We start from the raw sequence: 19,998 nt of genomic DNA, 5'->3' as shown, positions 1-19,998 counted from the left end.
GTTAGCTAGCTTTATTCTTTGTGGCTATAAACCCACCTTCCGGCGAAAAGCCTCGGGTGGAGAGAATCGTGACAATCGGCAATACAATGCTGAAAAACACGAAGGGCAACGTCTGTACAGTAGGAACGCCGAGCGTCAAAGCCATCACCATCGACAGGCCGTTCCACGGGATCAGCACAGGCATGACAACCGTGGAGTCCAGCATCGTTTTGCCCAGCAGCTCGCGTCCGCCGGTCCATTGCGAGAACCGTTCGAGAAGCGTCGAGCCAAGCACCAGAATCGGAATGGTCTGGTTGCAACTGATAATGACGACCAAAAGTGACAACGCTGCCGCTTTTGCTACCAGTACGGTCGGATTTTTCGTATTGCCCATCAATTTGTCGACAATCGGAGTAAGTATGTTGGCCTGGTTCAAAATGCCGTTCAAAAAGCCTGCCAGGACAATCAGCAGCAGAACGTTCAAAATGGCAACCATCCCACCGCCGTGCACAAGCTGATCGAGCGGTGTGCCCGAGTGCAGCTCGTATCCGTACAGCATGGCGGAAAAAAACGTCTTGGCGTCAAGCTGTCCGTGAATGCCCACCATGACGGCGCTGACCACGATTCCGTACAAAAGCGCGGTCACGGCCTTTACTCGCAGGGCGAAAGACCCGATCAGGACAATCAGCGGCAGCATGAGCAACCCATTTAGCGAAAAGTGGCTGGACAACAGCCCTTGATACAACGAAATCATCTCGCCGGAACCGGTCTGTGTGCGAAACAGATCCATGAGGAGAAACAGCACGGCGCATATGCCTGTCGCGAGCATGGCAGGACGCCTGGTTCGCCTGTCCTGTTCTTCTGTCATTCCGACATTGGACAGGACGAGCAGCCGGCTGCTGGAAATCGGCGAAAACCGCTCTCCCACCATCGCTCCGGAGATCAACGCGCCACCGACAATCGCTGGCGAAATGCCTGCCGCATGGGCAATCCCCATCAGCGACAGGCCGATGGTACTCAAGGTGCCAACAGAGGTCCCCAGCAGATAACTGACCGCTCCTGTCAGCAAAAAGGAGAGAACAAACAAATAGTCGACGTTGACGATGGACAACCCGTAGTAAATGATCGCGGGTATGGTTCCTCCCATCATCAAAAGCGGAATCAACACGCCCACCAAGAAGAGGATCATGAGAACCGGCTTCGTCTTCTTGACGCCTTCCCAGCCAAACGAGAATTGCTGCTTCAAGGAATAGCCCAGTTTGCTCACACTAACCAGTGTGACCAGGATCGCAAAAACAATCCCCAGCGCAATCGGAAAACCGAGTGACAAACTGAGCACAATTCCTGCAATCATCGCCAGGATGGGCATAACCTGCGCCATAGACATACGATCAGCTTCCTTCCGTTACAATCGTGCGGACAACAAGGCTCTTGCAGCCCCTTCATCCGTAATGAGTACATTCTGACACGATTGTTTGGCAAAGGAAAGAATCGCTTTTGCCTTGCTTTCGCCCCCCGCTATGGAGAGTACCGTTTCAGCTTTGTGCACTTCCTCCAGTTGCAGCCCGATCGTCGGCATCCGGTGGACGATTTCGCCCGCTTCATTAAAGTAGTAGCCGAAGGACTCAGACACCGCCCCGGCTTCTGCCAAATCAGCGAGCTCCTCTTCCGAATAATTGCGGCGGCGAGCCATTGCGAGGGCGTCGCCGATGCCGTGCAGCACGATGCGCGTATCCCGCAAAAGCGAGAGCACATCTTGCACCTGCGGCTCCTTGAGCAGCGTCTGCAAGGCTTCCGGATGCAGGCGATCCGGCACGTGAAGCAGCCGGTAAGTAGCGCCAGTCTTTGCAGCCATGGCAGCGGCAAGCGAGTTGGCTTGCAGCTCCACTCTCTCGCCCAGGCCGCCGCGTGCGGGCACAAACTGCACATTTTTGAACGAAGCGGAAGGCGTCAAGTGGTTGGCTACGCTTGCGATGGAGGTGCCGCCTGTCACGGCGACAATATCTCCCTCCTGAACGACCTGCTTCAGCACTCTCGCTCCTACGCGCCCCAGCTCATCCTTGACCCACGGCGACTGGTCTGCGTCGCCCTGCACCACGATCACTTCCGGGATGCCGAGCTTCTTTTGCAGACCTTCTGCCAAGTCTGTAAGGCCAAACAGTTCGCCTACGAGCGGCTCCATGTCATCCAGCACCTGCTGCCCCTCTCCGCTCAGGTGCATCCCTGCGGCGGTAACCGTCAACAGCCCTGTCTCCTTCAACAGCTCGACTTCCGCCCGCAAAATACGCTCTGTCGTATTCATCGCTTGCGCAAGCCCTCTGCGTCCGATCGGCTGCAAGTGGTAGATCGACCGGAGCAGCATATACCTCTCGCGCAAGACCTGAGTCAGATCAGGCAGCAGCTTTTGCTGCAGTTCCAGTAATCGTCGCATGTGCTTACATCCTTGGCTGTAAAATTGATCGGGACATTTTTTGTCCCTGTATATACATTTTTTGTCCCGATTGGTGCAAAAAAAAGATCACTTGCTACACCTTGAATGTAGCATATCGGCGAAAAACATGCAAGCTCCCCCTAGCCCAATCTTGGCAGGGGGAGCTTTTCTTCCATTCAACTGGTCAACTGGCGCTTCCGAAACTCAGCCCGCAGCTCCTCGATCGTCACTACATGCGTAATCGAACGGAACACTACTTCTCCGTCGATCGCCACTACCGGAATCACCAGCATCATTTCTTCGTGAAGCTGTGCGTCGCTCTCAATGTCCACGATGTGCAGTTGCAACGGAAACTCCTCCGCCAGACTGCGGATGGCAAGCTCCACATCGTCGCACAAATGGCATTTTTTCCGTCCGTACAGGACGACCTCAAGCTGCTTGTTGTTCATTGTCGTTTAAAACCTCTTTCGTTTTGCAGAGGACGGGATCAGCATTTCTTCGCGGTACTTGGCGACCGTGCGGCGAGAAATTTCGATTCCTTCCGCAAGCAGCATTTCCCCCAGCTTCTGGTCAGACAGCGGCGCCTTGCGATCCTCCTGCTCAATCAACGCCTTGATTCTGCGTTTGACGCTCTCCGAGGATGTCGCAGACCCGCTGGAAGTGGTGAGGGCGGAAGTAAAGAAGTATTTCAGCTCAAAAATGCCCCGCGGAGTCTGCACGTATTTGTTGCTGGTCGCACGGCTGATCGTCGATTCGTGCAAGCCGACCCGCTCGGCGATCTCCTTTTGCGTCATCGGCTTCAAGTAATGGATGCCGCGGTCGAAAAAGTCGCGCTGCATGTCCACGATCGCCTGGGTGACGCGCATCAGCGTCAGACGGCGCTGTTCCAGGCTTTTCGCCAGCCACATCGCAGCGTTAAGCTTGTCGTGGATAAACTGCTTCGCCTCTTCCTGGCTTTTTTGCTGACTAAGCATTTTCTCATAAAAGCTGTTGATTTTCAAACGCGGCGCCGCCACATCGTTGACGAGCACGACGTACTCGCTCCCGACCTTTTCCACCGTCACGTCCGGGATGACGTATCTCGTCTCCGCCTGGGAAAACTGGGCGCCGGGCCTTGGATTCAGCGTGCGGACCAAATCCGCCATCGTCTGCACTTCCTGCGGCGTGCAGCCCACTTTGTCGGCAATGCGCTGGTAGCGGTTGTCGGCGAGGTCTTGCAGATGGTTGCGCACGACCAGGACGATCTTTTCGTCGTCGAGGGCCAGGTGCTCCAACTGCAAGAGCAAACATTCCTCCAGACTACGCGCCGCCACGCCTACCGGATCAAAATGCTGCAACACCGACAGCACATCCTCAATCTCCGGCACGTCTACCCCGAGATTGCGGCTCGCTTCCTCCAGCGTAATTTCCAGATAGCCTTTTTCGTCCAAATTTCCGATCAAAAACAGTGCGATTCGCTTTTGCAGAGGCGAGAAGCCTTTTACATAGCCAAGCTGCCGCTCCAGATGCTCATACAAGTTTTCGTTGCCTTGCTGCACGTAATCCAGCGGGTTGTAAGTGCTTTCATTTTTTGCCGGAGAATAATCGCCTGTCGCGCGGTTTCCGACGATTTCCTTCCAGTCGATTTCCGGCGCCGGCTTTTCTGCTTTTGCCGTAGCCACTTCCGCTGCCACTTCCAGGTCAAATACAGGATTTTCGTTGGCCTGATCCTGCAAATAGGAGATCAGATCAACAGCAGAGTATTGCAATATAGTAATGGCCTGACGCAACTCCGGCGTCATCACAAGTTTCAGCGTCTGTTCCTGATACAAACCCAATCCCATGTTCATGAAGCTCGCCCCCTTCCCACTGCTTCTTGCGAATGTCTCTTTAATTTTCATTATATTCGTTCTCTCTTGCAATTTTCCTGCCAATTTTTGAAGAGCGTACACAAAAAATTGAGATTGCTTCCTGTTCACACTCATGAAAAAAAATCACACAAAATCTCGTTTTTCGTTTGCATTTTTCCCCGTGGATGACTTATAATTAATTAGTGTCACCCATTATATTGCACGCCTGTAGCTCAGTGGATAGAGCAATGGTCTCCGGAACCATGTGCGGGGGTTCGATTCCCTTCAGGCGTACCATACGAAAAAGACTGGATGCATTCCAGTCTTTTTTCTGTTTACAGCCCTGTTTTTCGCGCCAAAAAAGCCTGCGCAGCGCCATCCTCGCCGCAGGCTTGATTTTTTCCGCTCTACTGATCCAGCTCTTTGCTCGCCGCGTCTTTCCCCGGCAGCGGATCAATCTGCTCCGGTTTCCGGGAATAAGCTTTATTCGTAACCAAAATCGTGGCCCCGATGATAAGAACAAACGTCAGGACAAGAACGATGATAAACCCCGTGCTCATGCATACACCCCCGCCAGTTTTTGCTCCCTACATTATAGCCTATTTTTTCGGCGCTTTTGAACCTTCAACCGTTTACCAACGATAAATTACCAGCCAATCCCACTATATTCTAATTTTGGCGATAGGAAAACACCGTCAACAACACGAATACTATCTCGACACGACTATCCAAATAATTGAACCGCAAGGCAGGATATTTATGACAGATCAGCTAAAGCCCACGTTTACGTGGAAAAAGAAGCATGTTCCGCGCCAGATGACGAGTCTCCTCTTTCCCGACCAGATTTTGAAAGCGTTTTTTCACTATACGACAGATGCCATCTCCATCAGCAACATGGACAACCGCATCGTGCTGGTCAATCAAGCGTTTGAGCAATATTACGGGTGGTCGCTGGAGGAGCTTGACGCTTCTCCGTACTGTTTTATCCCGGACGAGCTCGTCAACGAAACGAGACAACTGTTTGACGCCGTCAGGAGCATGGGCGTTCATTTGACCAACTACGAGACGGTGCGAAAGCGCAAAGACGGGACACTCGTAGAAGTTACGCTGTCCGCAACCCCCATCCGGGACGAAAATGGCACCATTATCGCGGCCTCCTGCGTCACGCGCGATATCTCCGACCGCAAGCGGATCGAAAAAGCGCTGCGCCAGACCGAAACCAAGTATCGGCTGTTGATTGACCATACCCAGGACCTTGTGACGATTTTCGACGAGACGCTGCAGCGGATATACGTCTCTCCATCCATCGAGCAGCAGCTCGGCTACTCGCCTGCCGAGCTCGTCTCTCCGGGCAGCCTGGAAATCACTCATCCCGAAGACTTCCCTCTGCTCCTGGCCAAACAGCGGGAAATTTTCCAAACCAAACAGCCCGTCTTCCTCGAGCTTCGTTCCCGGCATAAAAACGGCGCGTGGATCTCCTTCGAGACGCGCGGCATTCCCATGGTCCAGGAAGACGGGACCGTCAAAAACATCATGTTTGTGTCCCGCAACGTCACGGAACGCAAAGTTTCCGAGGCGGCTTTGTCCCGCATCAAAAAGGAAAGCAAAATCATTGCCGAGCATACCGACGATTTGATTTTGATTACCGACAAGCATGGCGAGATCGTGCACCTCTCGCCTTCCTATGAGCGGGTCACAGGGACGAGCCAGCACGCCGGGCCAATGTGCTTCCAATGCGTTCACCCGGAAGACGTCGAGCGTGTCCGCGAGCAATTTCACGATCTGGTCCGGACGCTGGAGCCTCGCACCTGCGAATTTCGCTACCGGAGCGCGCATGGCGACTGGATCGTTCTGGAGGCAAAAGGCGCGCCGATTTTGACCGACTGCGGCGAGTGCGACGGCTTTATCATCGTGTCCCGCGACATTACCGAGCGCCGCAACAACGAGCTGCTGCTCCGCCAGGCAGAGAAGCTCTCGGTGATCGGCGAGCTGGCCGCGGGCATCGCGCACGAGATTCGCAATCCGCTCACTTCGCTGAAAGGCTTTATCCAGCTTTTGAAGCCGACGCTGAGCGAGCAACAAATGTACGCGGACATCATGCTCTCGGAGCTGGACCGGATCAACTTCATCGTCAGCGAGCTGCTCGTGCTTTCCAAGCCGCACAACGTCCAGATCAAGTCGCTTTCCCTCGTCTCCTTGCTGGAAAACGTCTTGACCTTGCTGGCATCGGAATCGAACCTGAAAAACATTCCGATTCACACGTCTTTTGAGTATGCCCCCGTTATTTCCGGCGAAGAAAACCAGTTGAAGCAAGTGTTTATCAACATCGTCAAAAATGCGCTCGAAGCGATTGACGGACACGGCGAGATCATGCTAGCCACCAGCGCAAAGGCCGATCAGGAGGTACTGATTACGATCGCGGACAACGGCTGCGGAATACCGGAAGAGCTGATTCCGAAGCTGGGCGATCCTTTTTTCACTACAAAGGAAAACGGAACCGGCCTGGGCCTGATGATTAGCAGCAAAATCATCAAAGACCACGGAGGCCACCTGGAAATCGCCAGCAAACGCAATGAGGGCACGACTGTAAAAATTACGCTCCCGATTGCGCACGAGCAAAAAGGGCCATCCTAAAAAGGCGTCAAGCCAAACAGCGTGGAAGATGGAGGTGCCCTATGGACTTTACCAAAATGAGCACGAGCGAGTTCGTCGCCAAAATTCGCGAATCGCAGGCGAAAAATCTGAGAAGCCGCAAGCACCAAGGCTACGGCCACCCGGAAAAACGGCTGCCGAGCAAGCAAGGAATCTGGTAAGATCGCAAAAGCCCACCCAGGAGCGTCAAGCTCGCTTGGGTGGGCTTTTTGCTTTTCGCTTATTGCGGGTCTTGCTTGTTCAGGTTGCGATCTCGTTCGGACTTTTGCTTCTGGGTATCCTGGGTCTTGCTGCTGTGCCCTTGATTGCCGCCGTTTTTCGTATTGCGATTGTTTGACATGCGAATGCCTCCTTCTAGCTGGTCTTCGTGCCAAACGTAGTATGTCCCAAACGGCTCGTTCCTACCGACCGATTACTTCGCTTCGCCGATGTAAACTTTTTTCCCGTCTTCGTATTTGTACACGTAGACGGACGCGAACTCGTTGTCGCCTTTGTCGTTGAAGGTCACGTTTACGAATTTGCCTTTGTAGTCTTTTGTTTTGTGCACGGCTTCCAGCACTTGCTCACGGGTTGGCTTTTTGCCGCCGTTCGCTTTGATCGCTTCTTCCAGACCGTTGAGCATTACGCCCATGGAATCATAACCGAAAGATGTGAAGATCCCCACTTTGTTGCCAGTCGATTTTTCGAAGTCTTCGATCCATTTCTTGCCTTCTTCTGTAGCGCCTACGTCACCGACAGTCGAGGTGAAGACGACGTTGTTCGCATTTTCAGCGCCGGCGATTTTCACCAGGTCAGCGGAGTCGTAGCCGTCTCCACCCATGAAGATGCCTTTGAAGCCTTTTTCGCGCGCCTGCTTGACGATGATACCAGCATCGGAGTAGTAGCCGCCGAAGTAGATCATTTCCGGATTTTTCGACACGATCTGGTTGATGACCGCGCTGTAATCTTTCTCGCCTGCGGTTACGCCTTCGAAGCCGACGATTTGCACGCCGTCTGCTTCAAACTGCTTTTTCACTTCTTCCGCAAGACCTTGGCCGTAAGCAGCCTTGTCGTGCATGATGAACGCCGATTTTACACCGAGCTGGTTTTTCGCGTAGATGGCTGCCTTGGAGCCTTGCTGGTCATCACGCGCACAGATGCGGTGTACGATCTTTTTGCCTTGCTCAGTCAGGTCAGAACCTGTTGCGGATGGAGATACCATCACGAGCTTTTCTTGATCGTATTGGGCAGCGGCAGTAATCGAGGCACCAGTTGTTGCGTGGCCGACGACACCTACCACATCAGGGTTGGAAATCAACATTTGGGCGACGGCTACCCCTTGTTTCGGGTCAGCCTGGTCGTCTTGTGCGGAAAGCTGTACGTCAAAGCCGAGCGCCTTGAACGCCTCCTGCTTTTCCTTCAGGGCGTATTCCGCACCTGCTTTGGCTGTGCTTCCATAATCGGAATATTGGCCGGACATCGGACCGACTACGGCGATAACCAGCTTCTCCCCTGCTCCGCCGCCACTGGTGCTTCCGCCTCCGCTGTTCGATTGTGGGGCGCTGGATTGACCGCCGCCGCAACCTGCAAGCAATGTCCCCAGTGCTACCGTAGCAGCCAGAATTGACAGTGATTTCTGTTTTTTCATAGCAAAACATCCCCCTCTTTATTTACGAACAAACTATGATGCACTCTTTCATTGTAGGATATTTTAGAAAATTTGCAATAGAAATGATAATATTTCTCCTGTTTTATTGCCTTGGTTTATATTTCCGTGCAGTATATTTTCAGAAAATTAAATAAAAACAACCACATCCCGCAAGAGTGGTCGTTTTTATGGAAAAATATTATTACTCTTTGTATTTTTGGGAATACGCTTTGCACGTAACGTATATGGCCAATACTACAAAGCCAACCAGCATCGCTACACTGGCAAACGTGGTTCCTTGCATGAGTGTAAGTCCCCTCTCGATTGCGCCTGCTTTTTCTCTATTATACGAGAAGCGCGAAGGCAATCACAACGGAGGAATCATCCAAAAGGTTACGAATTGATCTCGGTTGTCAGCTTGTAGGTGAGTGTTTTCGCATCGTAAGTCACTTTGGCACCCAGCTCTTGTGCGATGTACACCAATGGTACCAGCACAGCTCCGGTAGTTGCACGCGGCGGGTTCGGCACGCGGATTTCCTTGCCGTTTTTGTAAGCAAACGTGCTGTTTTCATACATGCGCAGGCCGTACTTGTTATCTTTGGAAACCAGAAGCGATTTGGTCATGGTATCCCATGCTGCTGCGCCTCCGAGTGCCAATGCCAACGTACTTGCGTTTACATAAGCCACTCCGTTTTCAGTTACGATGTCTTGAGGAAACGGCAGCTCTTTGCCATTCAGCTCAACTTTGATTTTCAGTTGTTGCTGTGCAGGTGCCTGTTGGGCAAAAGCAGCAGTCGCTGCAACACTTCCTGTCAGCAAAGCGGCTGTAAGCATCAATGTGGAAAACTTGCGAAGCATACTAAACACCCCTCGATTTTTATGAAATGAATTCCAATTTTATCATTTTCGACACATATCTGCTTTTTCCTCTTTTTCATTCCATACTTTTCCTATGTTAACGAGACGCCAAATATGCCAAAACTATGGAAATCAGGCGTGCTATCCCGCGAACAAATGTTTTGTGCACAACCTGTTGATAAAACTGTGGATAACTTTGTTTGAACGGAGGAAGCTCTCATGGCGAGCGATCGTTTTTTTCTGATTTACCAGGAAGCCAGCGATGAAGAATGTTTGCTGACCATCCAGCCGTACAAAAATCAGCAGGAGCTGGCAGAGGCCATCAATCAGCTTTCGGCCAAGCAGGTGGAGGAATATACGATCATCAAGGGCAAAAAGATGAAGGCGACGCTCAAGCTGGCTGTCGACCTGACGGAAGCAGACGACGCGGAAGAAGAATGAATGCTTTCCTTTTGCCATAGGTTTAGGGAGAGGCAAAATGGCAAACATGGTAGTGAGGGCGTGCACTTATGTGTTTGACCTTCATTGACCTTTGGTGTATGATAATCTTACAAAGAGAGGAGGAAGACGAGATGCACATGAATTTGATTCCAACTGTCATTGAACAGACCAACCGCGGTGAACGTGCTTACGATATTTATTCGCGCCTGCTCAAAGACCGCATCATCTTTCTGGGAACCCCCATCAATGACACGGTAGCCAACATTGTGGTGGCCCAACTGTTGTTCCTTCAGGCGGAAGATCCGGAGAAAGACATTCATCTGTACATAAACAGTCCTGGCGGTTCCATCACTGCCGGAATGGCGATTTACGATACGATGCACTTCATCAAGCCAGACGTCTCCACCATTTGTATCGGAATGGCCGCTTCGATGGGCGCTTTCCTGCTCGCTGCCGGAACAAAAGGCAAACGCTATGCGCTGCCAAACAGCGAAGTGATGATTCACCAGCCATTGGGCGGTGCACAAGGTCAGGCAAGCGATATCGAAATCGCGGCGAAACGCATTTTGAAAATGCGCGACCACCTGAACACCATCCTGGCTGAGCGTACAGGACAGCCGCTGGAGCGCATCCAGAAGGATACGGATCGCGACAACTTCCTCTCTGCCCAAGAAGCAGTAGAGTACGGATTGATCGACAAAGTCATTACTTCCGAGCCTTCTTCGAAAAAGTAACGTCTGCGTCAAAAAACACTCGTGCCCATCGAATTGTTGGCACGAGTGTTTTTTTATAGGGCGCTGTATGTGCCTCGGTGGTCCCCTGTCGGCACGCCCTTATCATTCGCTGACAAAGCAGCCGTGAAAACGCCAGGACGTCCCGCGCTCGGCTTGCCAGCTACGCTTTTGTTTCGTTTGCGAGGGTAGACTTAGACTTCTTCCAACTGACTGACGTACACAGTCAAGCTGTTGCCGGGGTTTCTTTCCTGATGAATGCGCGCGGTAGACGTCCTCTCGTCAACTGCATCGATCCACACCGACTCGCCTTGGTATTCTACCTTGATTTTTTCAGGAGAATAAAGAATAGCCTGCGCTCTTGTCAGATCCATAGGTTCTTCCCTCTTATCGCTCGTCGTCTAAGGCTTGCTGCGCGGAGCTTGCCCCTGTCATCGTATCCACGCTCGTTTCCTCGATCAAGCCGTTCTGATCGGAAACGATTCCGCCTCCAAGTCCTTCATTTATCATCCGGTCGATGTCCATGTCGTATGCATCCCGACCTTCGTTGCAGCTATCCCGACACGTGTCACGATTGCTCATGAGTCATTCCTCCTTTATTGCGCTCTACATTGTTTAGCAATACCCTGCGCCACGCAAAATGATGCATGGACGCAAAAAAAGACACCCCCGATTAAGGGACAGTGTCTTTCGTCCATCGTTTTCTACTCTTCTTTGCTTACCAGATTGGAAAGGCTCGAAACTGCCTGGGAGGCATCCGGCCCTTCTGCCAAGATGGTAATCTCCGTTCCCGAGCTGATGGCGAGGCTCATGATACCCATGATGCTTTTCGCGTTGACCTTTTTGTTGCCTTTTTCTACGAATACTTCCGATACAAAACGGTTGGCCTCTTGTACGAAAAAGGCAGCCGGACGAGCCTGCAAACCGGTCTTCAACTGAACCACAACCTGCTGTTGAACCATGAATGGACCTCCTAACCTTGTAGACTATTATCCTTTAGTATATCATGCATCTACAACGAAAGATTTTGTTTTTCACGTATTTTGTCAGCGATTTCGTTAATTTTTCGCAAGCGGTGATTAATTCCCGATTTGCTGACAACTCCGCTTGGGACCATTTCCCCCAGTTCTTTCAAATTGATGTCGGGGTGTGCCACACGAAGTTCGGCTACCTCACGCAGACGTCTGGGCAAGTTCTCCAGCCCGATTTCCTGGTCGATGAGCTGAATGTTTTCCATTTGTCTTGTGGCAGCGTTTACCGTTTTGTTGATGTTGGCAATCTCGCAATTGTGCAAACGGTTCACAGAGTTGCGCATGTCCTTTACGATCCGGACGTCCTCAAAATACAACAGAGCCTGGTGTGCTCCGATCAGGCTCAAAAACTCCGTGATTTTCTCGCCTTCTTTAATGTAGAGGACGTACCCCTTTTTCCGCTCGATGCACTTGGCATTTAGTTTATACCGATTGGCGATCTTGGTCAATGCTTCGCAAAAATCCTGATAGGAGGTGAATATCTCCAGATGATAGCTGGATGCCTCCGGATGGTTGACCGAACCGCCTGCCAGAAAAGCACCGCGCAGGTAGGCAGCCCGGCAGCACGACTTTTTCACAATCTCGGGAGCGATCCCGGGTACGAACGACAGGCTGCTGTCCATGATCGCCAGGTCTTGCAAAATTTCATTGGCCTGGTTAGGTATTCGCACGATGTAGACGTTGTTCTTTTTCAGCCGCATCTTTTTGCGAACGAGCAGCTCGCAGTGCGTCTGAAACAGCTTTTTAATCAAGGTGTAAATCCTTCTGGCAATCGCCGCATTTTCCGTCGTCACATCCAGCACCAGGCGTCCTGCTCCGAACTGCAAGCTCCCGTTCATACGGATCAAGGCAGACAATTCGGCCTTGCTACAGCAGTCGGCGCCCTCCATCATGGTCAGTTCTTTTTTGGTATGCGCGGCGAATGACATCGAACCTCACTACTCCTTCTCTATCTTCAGCACCCTCCGTCTGCGCTTGACGAGTGAAACGACTTGCTTGCTCACGGCATGCGCATCGTGACGCAGGTAACCATCCTCAAATGTAACCAACGGCTTTGCGACAATATGCAAGCCGAGCTGACGCAGCTTTTTCAGGTCACAGGGGACAGGAGCCGCTCCTTTCTCCGCGTATTTTTCCAACACGTGGTTCGGCAGCTCGGCTGAATTGACAATGATCGTATCCAGAAATGATTCTTTTACATGATCGTACATGACCTGCACATGCTTCGAGGCGGTGAAACCGTCCGTCTCTCCTGGCTGTGTCATTACGTTGCAAATATAAATCTTCGGGGCCGTTGAGCGCTTGATCGCAGCAAACAGACCGCGCACCAGCAAATTGGGCAGTATGCTCGTGTACAAACTGCCCGGTCCAATCAAAATGGCATCCGCCTCAGCAATGGCCAAAAGCGCCTCGCTCAGCGGCACAGCGTCTGCCGGATCAAGGAAAACCCGTCTGATTTCCTTGCCTGTCAGCGGTATTTGGGATTCTCCGATCACGATTGAGCCATCCGTCATTTCGGCTTTCAGACGAATGGATTGCGTGGACGCAGGCAGCACATCTCCACGCACCGCCAAAACTCCGCTCAATGTTTTGACTGCGGTGACAAAATCTCCCGTGATTTCGTTCATTGCGGCAAGTAATAGATTTCCCAAATTATGCCCTGCTAATCCCGTGCCTGAGGAAAAACGGTACTGCATGACTTTTTCCATCAACGGCTCCGTATCGGCCAAAGCAGTCAGCACATTGCGAATATCTCCGGGCGGCAGCATATCCATTTCCTCGCGCAGACGTCCCGAGCTTCCCCCATCGTCTGCTACGGTTACAATCGCTGTAATATGCACCGGCTCATGCTTCAAACCGCGCAAAAGGACGGACAGACCCGTTCCTCCGCCAATGACGACAATTCGTAATGGCCTTGACTGCAGCCTCCCCATTCCCTTAGTAGGCATATGTCACCTCATTATTTCTGATACAAATAAACAGGTGGCGTTCTCTTGCGGATGACCTAACGTTTTTCTTCCTGCCATCCTATGCTCACTTGTTCTTTTCCATGTCTCGATGACTGACGCGGATGGTAAAATCTTTTCCGAAGGTCTGGCCCAGATGCTCTGCAATCGCGACCGAGCGGTGTTTTCCGCCCGTACAGCCGATTCCGATCACAAGCTGGCTTTTGCCTTCGCGCTGGTAATGAGGCAAGGTGTACGCCAAAAAGTCCGTCAGCTTCTCGATGAACTCTTTGGTTTCCTTGTGCTTCATCACGTAATCAGCCACCTCTGGATCGCATCCGGTCTTGGGCCGCAACTCGTCTACATAATGCGGATTCGGCAAAAACCGGACATCAAACATCAAGTCCGCGTCAATCGGCGTACCGTATTTAAAGCCAAACGACAATACATTGATCGTAAGGGGTGATCCTTGTTGTGCGTATTGGTTGATGATTTTTTCCCGAAGCTGCGCTGGCTTCATTTGACTCGTATCGATAATCTGATGCGCCCAGCCCTTCATTTCCTGCAACAGACGGCGCTCAGCATGAATTCCTTCCAGAGGGGAACCGTTCGGTGAAAGCGGATGTCTGCGACGAGTTTCCTTGTAACGGGAAACCAGCGTTTGGTCGTTCGCATCGAGGTAGAGGATGTGATACGACAATCCCTCCATCTGATCCAGGCTCTCGATCGTCACGGAGAGACTTTCGAAAAACTCCCGTCCACGCAAGTCGATCACCAAAGCGACACGCTCAATACTCCCGCCAGACTGTTTGACCAACTCGGCAAATTTGGGAATCAGTACTGGGGGCAGGTTGTCAACGCAAAAATAACCCAGGTCCTCCAAGCTTTGTACAGCAACTGTTTTTCCCGCACCTGACATTCCGGTAATAATCAGGAGATTAATGGCCTTGTCGTTTCCCAATTCCGTCACGCAACTCGCCTCCTACGATTCTGACAATAGCATACCATACTCGCGCCCCTATTCGCACCTTTTTGGGCGCTTCCCCACTTTTCCCAGCTTTCGTTTCCGCTCGCGAACAAGCTGTTTTTGGACAAAAAAAGATGCGCGACTGAAATGCCAGCCACGCAACAATGTTTATATAGATAAGGGGGTCAATTCATTGTCTTTATCTTACCCTTGAATTATTTCACTCATGTTACAAGCACGTTAAGAGATTGTGACATTTTGTTCCTTTAGCTTTTCGTTCAGCTCTTCCACGTAGTGTTGAGCCGATTGGGCCGCAATGGAACCGTCTCCGGTTGCTGTCACGACCTGGCGCAGCATTTTTTCCCGAACGTCACCGGCTGCGAACACGCCTTTTACTTTGGTGTGCATTTTTTCGTCGGTGAGGATGTACCCTGCGTCATTGGTAATGCCCAACGAACGCACGCTTTCGGTCAACGGGTCCATACCTACGTAGATGAACACGCCGTCTGTCGCAAACTCTCGCTGCTCGCCAGTCTTGGTGTTTTCCAGGAGGACGGACTGCACTTTGCCTTCTCCGCGAATTTCTTTTACAGCGGAATCCCAGATCACTTCGATCTTTTCGTTTTCAAAAGCGCGTTTTTGCAAGATTTTTTGCGCGCGGAACTGATCGCGACGGTGGACGATCGTCACTTTGGAAGCGAAGCGGGTAAGGAAAACGGCTTCCTCTACCGCGGAGTCGCCGCCGCCTACGACAACCAGCTCTTTGTTGCGGAAGAAAGCGCCATCGCACACAGCGCAGTAGGAAACGCCGCGGCCGGACAGCTCTTTTTCCCCTGGCACTCCGAGCAAGCGATGCTCGGCACCTGTTGCAACGATTACCGCTTTGGCCAAGTATTCCTTGTCCCCAGTGATTACGCGTTTGTACGGTTCTTCATCGCGAATTTCCTTGATCTCGCCGTAGGCGTACTCTGCACCGAACTGCTGCGCATGCTCGAACATTTTGGTGGAGAGGTCAGGACCGAGAATGGAAGTGAAGCCTGGATAGTTTTCGATTTCCTCCGTATTGGCCATCTGGCCGCCAGGAATACCTCTCTCCAGCATCAGAGTGCTCATGTTGGCGCGGGAAGTATATACAGCAGCCGTCATACCAGCAGGGCCGGCTCCGGCGATGATAACGTCATAAACTTTTTGCTCGCTCATATCTGTTGCCTCCTCGTCTGACACGCTTCTTTTATTTAAAATTATTATAATGTAATAATCTATTTAAAATCAAGTGTCGACAATACTTTGACGCATTTTGCTACGGTTGCCGTGGAGATCCCGTATTTCTCGGCCAGATACGCTTGCGATTTTTTGTTGTTCCCTATTGTTCCGTATACATATTCTAATGCAGCGATCCATGCAACTGCTTTCCGCACTTGTACTTGGCTTTGTGCGTATTTCTGATGCTTTTCCCAGACGCGCAGGCACCATTCTCCGGCCTCTTGCTGTCCTTCTGCGAGCAGGTAGCGGTGAATCCCTTCTTCTACGCTCATCTCAGCCTGAACGGCACTGCTTTGGTGCCCTTTTACAGCCGATTTGGGCGCATCCTCGGGCATGGCCGCTCCCATGTCTGCCAGCGCCAGCAGAGCCAGCTTTTGCAGTTGGGGATTGTCGGTCTGGTAGTAAAATTGGCGAACAGCGTGCTCAGCCTCATCATCGCCAATCAACGACAAAGTTTGCAGAACGGCAAATTTGACTTCGTCGCGTCCATGCTGCAAGGCCCACAAAAGCGATGCGCGAATCATCGGATCGTTTTTGAAGTCCTCTACTCCGGTAAACGGCGCCTTTTCCCAGGACACGTCGCGTTGCGGCGGGTTGTACTGGTACGGAATCGGCTTTATAGTTTCCCCTTCTTGCTCGTTTTTTACCATCTGGATGTACTGGTCGGCAATTCCGGATTCCGGGTCCATCTGCTTGGCTTTTTGCCACCAGCGCAAAGCCTGGTCTTTTCGCCCGCTCAAGTACGCGGAGATCGCCGCATAGTGGTAGGTGCAGGCTTCGTGCGGACGGCCCGCCCGCAGCATCCGCTGGTAGTGGAAGTACGCCTCGTCATGCTGTCCAAGCACTCCCATGGTCGTTGCCAGCTTGTACGTGTTTTCCGGGTGAAACGGAACGACCTTTTTTAGCATGTCCATCAACGCCAGCAGTTCTACTGTATGGTTGTGATGGGAGAGCAAAACGGCGAGGTTGCACAGCGCATGCAAGTTGCCGTGCTCCTTCTCCAGCGTCTTGTCGATCGTCTCCATCGCTTTTTGGAAATCGCCCACATAGTAATAGGCGAGCGACAAGTTGTTCCAGGCCGGCAAAAAGTCGGGGTCGGCTTCCACGATTTCTTTCAATATATCCAGCGCCTCCAGGAAGCGGCCTTCCTCCAGACTGCGGCGTGCACGCTCATGCTTGCTGTACACATCCTCGTTTTCACTCGGCTGGAAGTGGCGCGGCGGCAAGTCCAGCTCGAAGTAAATGTAATCGAGCAGTTCTTCCGCTTCCTCGCGGTAATGCCCGTTGCCCGCCTCTTGCAGATAACGGACGGCCATTTCTTCTGCCATCTGGTAGTCTTCCAGATTGGCGTAGTTGTTCGCCATATAGAAGTACACTTCTACCATGGACGGGTCCCATTTTTCTATAATCTCGTACAGGACTTCATTCGATGCTTCAAACTGTCCGGTTTCGGCGAGGGCACTGGCCAGGTGGCAATGGCATTCCACATTGGCAGGCTCCATCTCAACGGCGCGCCGAAACGACCGCAGTGCTTTTTCATAGTCGTACCGGTTCAAAAAGCGCATTCCCCGGTCGACAAAAAAAGCGGCATCTTGCTTGAAGTCGACGACAGTTGTTTTTTTCAAAATACTTTTGTTATGTTTCATAAAACCTCCAACATCATAGGAGCAGCACTTCAAGTATCGTACCAGAAGCGGTGCCAGCCTACAAGCTGACTCGACTTTTAAAGTGTGTATTTTACAGGTAAAAGCAGGAAAACACCACTGGCGCATAGCAAGTGGTGTTTACGAACTGTAATGGAGCGGACGACGGGTCTCGAACCCGCGACCTTCGCCTTGGCAAGGCGACGCTCTACCAATTGAGCTACGTCCGCATATTGTATCATCTTTTCCCTGTTCAATTGTTTGTAAAAACTGGTGAGCCATGAAGGACTCGAACCTTCGACCCTCTGATTAAAAGTCAGATGCTCTACCAACTGAGCTAATGGCTCGTACATGGTGGCTCGGGACGGAATCGAACCGCCGACACGAGGATTTTCAGTCCTCTGCTCTACCGACTGAGCTACCGAGCCATGCTATTCCATTGCCATTTCTGACTTTTTCTTAGATAGAAATGGCGGAGCTGACGGGACTCGAACCCGCGACCTCCGGTGTGACAGACCGGCGTGAACTCCAACTTCACCACAGCTCCATTGTGGAAGGTTTGTTCCTTCAAAACTGAATACGCATGTTTGCTAAGAGATGTGTGGATAAGTCCTCGACCGATTAGTATTCGTCAGCTCCACGCGTTGCCGCGCTTCCACACCGAACCTATCAACCTCATCGTCTATGAGGGGTCTTACCAGCTTAACGCTGTGGGAAATCTCATCTTAAGGGGGGCTTCACGCTTAGATGCTTTCAGCGCTTATCCCTTCCATACATAGCTACCCAGCCGTGCTTCTGGCGAAACAACTGGTGCACCAGCGGTATGTCCAACCCGGTCCTCTCGTACTAAGGGCAGCTCCTTTCAAATTTCCTACGCCCGCGACAGATAGGGACCGAACTGTCGCGGGCGTAGGAAATTTGAAAGGAGCTGCCCTTAGTACGAGAGGACCGGGGTGGACATACCGCTGGTGCACCAGTTGTTTCGCCAGAAGCACGGCTGGGTAGCTATGTATGGAAGGGATAAGCGCTGAAAGCATCTAAGCGTGAAGCCCCCCTTAAGATGAGATTTCCCACAGCGTTAAGCTGGTAAGACCCCTCATAGACGATGAGGTTGATAGGTTCGGTGTGGAAGCGCGGCAACGCGTGGAGCTGACGAATACTAATCGGTCGAGGACTTATCCACACACTCTTAGCAAACATGCAGATCCAGTTTTCAGGGAATGAAATAAGCCTCTTTACCTCACAATGGGTGGTATTATCCCCTCATGGTAGACAGTGAAAAAAGACCTCATGGTATGATGAGATAAACACTGTTGACCGGAGGGGATTTTCTTATGCCGCCACGTAAAGGGCAAAAACAGCAGCAATATGACGAAGCAACGAAGAGCGAAGCAGTACGTTTGCGGGTTGAGGAGCATTGGAGCTACCCAATGATAATGGAGAAATTAGGCATTAAAAGTAAGACGCAGATTCGGGAGTGGGTACAGAAACGGCAAAACGGTGAAACGTTTGAAGACTATAGAGGGCGATGGATCAAGAAGTATTTCAGCAGTCTAGAGGAAGAGAACAACTACTTGAAAGCGCAGGTCGAATACCTAAAAAAGCTCAATCCAAATCTACACGGGGAGGGAAGTTGGATAAGCAAACCCGGTTTAGGACGATCGAAGAAATGAGTCGCAAGTACGCTGTGGTCATGCTATGCGAAATAGCGGAGGTCTCCCGGGCGGGCTACTACAAGTGGAAGGCGACGGAGAAGGTTCGTAAGGTACGTGTAGAGCAGGATGCCGACCTAAAGGAACATATACTGGCAATTCACCGCATTCGCCCATACTTTGGGTATAAACGAATGCGCACGGCTCTACGCAAAGAGGGACTACAAGTAAATACGAAGAAAGTTCGCCGACTGATGCGAGAATTGGGCATCCGCTCAGTGATCCGCAAAAAGCGTCCATTTGCCGGCCGCAAGCCCTCCATCGTGGATAATGATAATCAGCTTGTCGCCGCTTCTTGTTTCCACCTGGTACTTTCGTCCGATTCCTGGCAAATCTGATTCCCTGATAGTGAACATGGAAACGCCTCCTAAAAAGTGGAATCCACCTGTTTTTCGACAAACAAATAATTGTTTGCTAATATCATCATATACTTAAATGATGCGAAAAGTCTATATTTCGAAACAGTTTGCAAAAAATATGACACACTTTGTCTGATTTCTGAATGGGCAGAAAAGTACAAAAAAAGACCGCCTCTGCGAGTAGTCCAGGTAAACGATCTTTAACTTGGGTTGAACACTATGATTGTCTTTTTTTGATGTCTTCCAGCAGCTTGATGATTCGTTCGTTTTGCTCGACTTGCATGAGAATGTTCGCGTTGATTTTCCGCAGGGCGTCGTACAGGGCAGCCAAAGCAGCAACGGCAACGACGGCAACCAAAACCAGCATCGGATCGCTCCTTTTACATTTTCTGCTAATCTATCTAATAGAAAGAATTGTACCATATTTACCAGATTTGGCGTGCGCAAGGCCCATAGCTTTGCACAGATTCTCCCGGGCAAATGTGCTTCTAAGCGAACATCCTGGTTGTCTGGGCAAGTCCACATCGTT

20 protein-coding genes, 5 tRNA genes, 2 pseudogenes and 2 other annotated features (1 of these 29 running past the window's edge) are annotated in these 19,998 nt (G+C 51.4%); of the genes and pseudogenes, 6 read left to right on the top strand and 21 right to left on the bottom strand.

Annotation, left to right across the window (positions count from 1 at the left end; translation table 11 throughout):
• Position 1 precedes the first annotated feature (1 nt).
• The 4 genes from M655_RS03535 to rpoN form a co-directional block, all read right to left on the bottom strand.
• Positions 2–1,366, bottom strand: a complete 1,365-nt coding sequence (locus tag M655_RS03535; protein WP_026558093.1) for a Na+/H+ antiporter NhaC family protein — start codon at positions 1,364–1,366, stop codon at positions 2–4.
• A gap of 18 nt (positions 1,367–1,384) precedes the next feature.
• Positions 1,385–2,410: a sugar-binding transcriptional regulator gene (locus M655_RS03530; protein WP_005826928.1), complete on the bottom strand. Its 1,026-nt coding sequence runs from the start codon at positions 2,408–2,410 to the stop codon at positions 1,385–1,387.
• Positions 2,411–2,586: 176 nt separating this feature from the next.
• Positions 2,587–2,859, bottom strand: coding sequence for a glutaredoxin family protein (locus M655_RS03525; protein ID WP_005826926.1), 273 nt, complete (start codon positions 2,857–2,859; stop codon positions 2,587–2,589).
• A gap of 6 nt (positions 2,860–2,865) precedes the next feature.
• Positions 2,866–4,239: an RNA polymerase factor sigma-54 gene (gene rpoN / locus M655_RS03520; RefSeq protein ID WP_007782190.1), complete on the bottom strand. Its 1,374-nt coding sequence runs from the start codon at positions 4,237–4,239 to the stop codon at positions 2,866–2,868.
• A gap of 222 nt (positions 4,240–4,461) precedes the next feature.
• On the opposite strand from rpoN, the gene M655_RS03515 reads away from it, so the two are divergent.
• Positions 4,462–4,536, top strand: a tRNA-Arg gene (locus M655_RS03515).
• Between the two features lie 110 nt (positions 4,537–4,646).
• Here the strand turns inward: M655_RS03515 and M655_RS03510 are convergent.
• Positions 4,647–4,799, bottom strand: coding sequence for a hypothetical protein (locus tag M655_RS03510; protein ID WP_005826922.1), 153 nt, complete (start codon positions 4,797–4,799; stop codon positions 4,647–4,649).
• Between the two features lie 199 nt (positions 4,800–4,998).
• Here M655_RS03510 and M655_RS03505 point away from each other — a divergent pair, with 199 nt between their 5' ends.
• Together M655_RS03505 and M655_RS03500 are read left to right on the top strand one after the other, a co-directional pair.
• On the top strand, positions 4,999–6,873 hold the full coding sequence (locus tag M655_RS03505) for a PAS domain-containing sensor histidine kinase (RefSeq protein WP_005826920.1): 1,875 nt from the start codon (positions 4,999–5,001) through the stop codon (positions 6,871–6,873).
• 41 nt (positions 6,874–6,914) lie between these two features.
• Positions 6,915–7,052 carry a DUF4023 domain-containing protein gene (locus M655_RS03500; RefSeq protein WP_005826919.1) on the top strand — a complete coding sequence of 46 codons (138 nt, stop codon included), beginning with the start codon at positions 6,915–6,917 and terminating at the stop codon, positions 7,050–7,052.
• A gap of 251 nt (positions 7,053–7,303) precedes the next feature.
• Here M655_RS03500 and M655_RS03495 read toward each other — a convergent pair whose 3' ends face one another.
• Both M655_RS03495 and M655_RS03490 read right to left on the bottom strand, forming a co-directional pair.
• Complete coding sequence (locus M655_RS03495) at positions 7,304–8,518, bottom strand: branched-chain amino acid ABC transporter substrate-binding protein (protein ID WP_005826917.1); 1,215 nt, start codon at positions 8,516–8,518, stop codon at positions 7,304–7,306.
• A 393-nt stretch (positions 8,519–8,911) separates the two neighbouring features.
• A complete protein-coding gene (locus M655_RS03490) occupies positions 8,912–9,376 on the bottom strand; it encodes a copper amine oxidase N-terminal domain-containing protein (RefSeq protein WP_005826915.1) in 465 nt (154 codons plus the stop codon).
• 219 nt (positions 9,377–9,595) lie between these two features.
• Between M655_RS03490 and M655_RS03485 the strand changes: the two genes are divergently transcribed.
• Both M655_RS03485 and clpP read left to right on the top strand, forming a co-directional pair.
• Complete coding sequence (locus tag M655_RS03485) at positions 9,596–9,817, top strand: hypothetical protein (RefSeq protein ID WP_005826913.1); 222 nt, start codon at positions 9,596–9,598, stop codon at positions 9,815–9,817.
• A 131-nt stretch (positions 9,818–9,948) separates the two neighbouring features.
• Positions 9,949–10,551: an ATP-dependent Clp endopeptidase proteolytic subunit ClpP gene (gene clpP / locus M655_RS03480; protein WP_007782171.1), complete on the top strand. Its 603-nt coding sequence runs from the start codon at positions 9,949–9,951 to the stop codon at positions 10,549–10,551.
• A gap of 191 nt (positions 10,552–10,742) precedes the next feature.
• Here clpP and M655_RS03475 read toward each other — a convergent pair whose 3' ends face one another.
• The 12 genes from M655_RS03475 to M655_RS03420 all read right to left on the bottom strand — a co-directional run bounded on the left by M655_RS03475 (position 10,743) and on the right by M655_RS03420 (position 17,945).
• The gene (locus M655_RS03475; RefSeq protein WP_007782170.1) at positions 10,743–10,922 is read right to left on the bottom strand and encodes an H-type small acid-soluble spore protein; all 180 of its coding nucleotides are present in this window, start codon (positions 10,920–10,922) and stop codon (positions 10,743–10,745) included.
• Positions 10,923–10,935: 13 nt separating this feature from the next.
• On the bottom strand, positions 10,936–11,130 hold the full coding sequence (locus M655_RS03470; protein ID WP_005826908.1) for a hypothetical protein: 195 nt from the start codon (positions 11,128–11,130) through the stop codon (positions 10,936–10,938).
• 122 nt (positions 11,131–11,252) lie between these two features.
• Positions 11,253–11,510, bottom strand: coding sequence for an HPr family phosphocarrier protein (locus M655_RS03465; RefSeq protein WP_005826907.1), 258 nt, complete (start codon positions 11,508–11,510; stop codon positions 11,253–11,255).
• 50 nt (positions 11,511–11,560) lie between these two features.
• Positions 11,561–12,508 (bottom strand): DNA-binding protein WhiA, encoded by a 948-nt coding sequence (gene whiA / locus M655_RS03460; RefSeq protein WP_005826906.1) that lies wholly within the window; start codon positions 12,506–12,508, stop codon positions 11,561–11,563.
• Positions 12,509–12,517: 9 nt separating this feature from the next.
• Positions 12,518–13,528 (bottom strand): gluconeogenesis morphogenetic factor MgfK, encoded by a 1,011-nt coding sequence (gene mgfK, locus M655_RS03455; RefSeq protein WP_025848983.1) that lies wholly within the window; start codon positions 13,526–13,528, stop codon positions 12,518–12,520.
• Positions 13,529–13,613: 85 nt separating this feature from the next.
• Positions 13,614–14,495, bottom strand: coding sequence for an RNase adapter RapZ (gene rapZ / locus M655_RS03450; protein WP_007782163.1), 882 nt, complete (start codon positions 14,493–14,495; stop codon positions 13,614–13,616).
• Positions 14,496–14,732: 237 nt separating this feature from the next.
• Positions 14,733–15,692, bottom strand: coding sequence for a thioredoxin-disulfide reductase (gene trxB, locus M655_RS03445; protein WP_005826903.1), 960 nt, complete (start codon positions 15,690–15,692; stop codon positions 14,733–14,735).
• Positions 15,693–15,751: 59 nt separating this feature from the next.
• Entirely contained in the window at positions 15,752–17,401 is a 1,650-nt protein-coding gene (locus M655_RS03440) for a tetratricopeptide repeat protein (protein ID WP_005826902.1), read from the bottom strand.
• Between the two features lie 151 nt (positions 17,402–17,552).
• A tRNA-Gly gene (locus tag M655_RS03435) sits at positions 17,553–17,628 on the bottom strand.
• A gap of 41 nt (positions 17,629–17,669) precedes the next feature.
• Positions 17,670–17,745: transfer RNA gene (locus tag M655_RS03430), tRNA-Lys, on the bottom strand.
• A 5-nt stretch (positions 17,746–17,750) separates the two neighbouring features.
• A tRNA-Phe gene (locus tag M655_RS03425) sits at positions 17,751–17,826 on the bottom strand.
• A gap of 42 nt (positions 17,827–17,868) precedes the next feature.
• Positions 17,869–17,945 (bottom strand) — tRNA-Asp (locus M655_RS03420).
• A gap of 54 nt (positions 17,946–17,999) precedes the next feature.
• Positions 18,000–19,998, bottom strand: a sequence feature (mutual gap in cmsearch alignment for this rRNA model is longer than 100); it runs 1,071 nt beyond the window's last position.
• Positions 18,307–18,569: a sequence feature (23S ribosomal RNA rRNA prediction is too short), on the top strand. It overlaps the preceding feature by 263 nt.
• On the opposite strand from M655_RS03420, the pseudogene M655_RS28245 reads away from it, so the two are divergent.
• Positions 18,733–19,376, top strand: a pseudogene (locus tag M655_RS28245) (IS3 family transposase); the annotation flags it as partial.
• Here M655_RS28245 and M655_RS03405 read toward each other — a convergent pair.
• Positions 19,365–19,466: pseudogene (locus tag M655_RS03405) on the bottom strand (cation:proton antiporter regulatory subunit); the annotation flags it as partial. The pseudogenes M655_RS28245 and M655_RS03405 overlap by 12 nt on opposite strands.
• Complete coding sequence (locus tag M655_RS03400; protein WP_167333261.1) at positions 19,687–19,836, bottom strand: hypothetical protein; 150 nt, start codon at positions 19,834–19,836, stop codon at positions 19,687–19,689.

The organism is Brevibacillus sp. NSP2.1 (assembly GCF_000470975.2).
Classification (GTDB): domain Bacteria; phylum Bacillota; class Bacilli; order Brevibacillales; family Brevibacillaceae; genus Brevibacillus; species Brevibacillus agri.
Note: the sequence above shows the minus strand (reverse complement) of the source record. Positions and strands in the feature narration are given on the sequence as shown.

Coding starts and splice junctions, on each gene's coding strand:
- M655_RS03535 (WP_026558093.1), bottom strand. CDS start 1,366: ATGTCTATGGCGCAGGTTATGCCCATCCTGGCGATGATTGCAGGAATT.
- M655_RS03530 (WP_005826928.1), bottom strand. CDS start 2,410: ATGCGACGATTACTGGAACTGCAGCAAAAGCTGCTGCCTGATCTGACT.
- M655_RS03525 (WP_005826926.1), bottom strand. CDS start 2,859: ATGAACAACAAGCAGCTTGAGGTCGTCCTGTACGGACGGAAAAAATGC.
- rpoN (WP_007782190.1), bottom strand. CDS start 4,239: ATGAACATGGGATTGGGTTTGTATCAGGAACAGACGCTGAAACTTGTG.
- M655_RS03510 (WP_005826922.1), bottom strand. CDS start 4,799: ATGAGCACGGGGTTTATCATCGTTCTTGTCCTGACGTTTGTTCTTATC.
- M655_RS03505 (WP_005826920.1), top strand. CDS start 4,999: ATGACAGATCAGCTAAAGCCCACGTTTACGTGGAAAAAGAAGCATGTT.
- M655_RS03500 (WP_005826919.1), top strand. CDS start 6,915: ATGGACTTTACCAAAATGAGCACGAGCGAGTTCGTCGCCAAAATTCGC.
- M655_RS03495 (WP_005826917.1), bottom strand. CDS start 8,518: ATGAAAAAACAGAAATCACTGTCAATTCTGGCTGCTACGGTAGCACTG.
- M655_RS03490 (WP_005826915.1), bottom strand. CDS start 9,376: ATGCTTCGCAAGTTTTCCACATTGATGCTTACAGCCGCTTTGCTGACA.
- M655_RS03485 (WP_005826913.1), top strand. CDS start 9,596: ATGGCGAGCGATCGTTTTTTTCTGATTTACCAGGAAGCCAGCGATGAA.
- clpP (WP_007782171.1), top strand. CDS start 9,949: ATGCACATGAATTTGATTCCAACTGTCATTGAACAGACCAACCGCGGT.
- M655_RS03475 (WP_007782170.1), bottom strand. CDS start 10,922: ATGGATCTGACAAGAGCGCAGGCTATTCTTTATTCTCCTGAAAAAATC.
- M655_RS03470 (WP_005826908.1), bottom strand. CDS start 11,130: ATGAGCAATCGTGACACGTGTCGGGATAGCTGCAACGAAGGTCGGGAT.
- M655_RS03465 (WP_005826907.1), bottom strand. CDS start 11,510: ATGGTTCAACAGCAGGTTGTGGTTCAGTTGAAGACCGGTTTGCAGGCT.
- whiA (WP_005826906.1), bottom strand. CDS start 12,508: ATGTCATTCGCCGCGCATACCAAAAAAGAACTGACCATGATGGAGGGC.
- mgfK (WP_025848983.1), bottom strand. CDS start 13,528: ATGCCTACTAAGGGAATGGGGAGGCTGCAGTCAAGGCCATTACGAATT.
- trxB (WP_005826903.1), bottom strand. CDS start 15,692: ATGAGCGAGCAAAAAGTTTATGACGTTATCATCGCCGGAGCCGGCCCT.
- M655_RS03440 (WP_005826902.1), bottom strand. CDS start 17,401: ATGAAACATAACAAAAGTATTTTGAAAAAAACAACTGTCGTCGACTTC.
- M655_RS03400 (WP_167333261.1), bottom strand. CDS start 19,836: ATGCTGGTTTTGGTTGCCGTCGTTGCCGTTGCTGCTTTGGCTGCCCTG.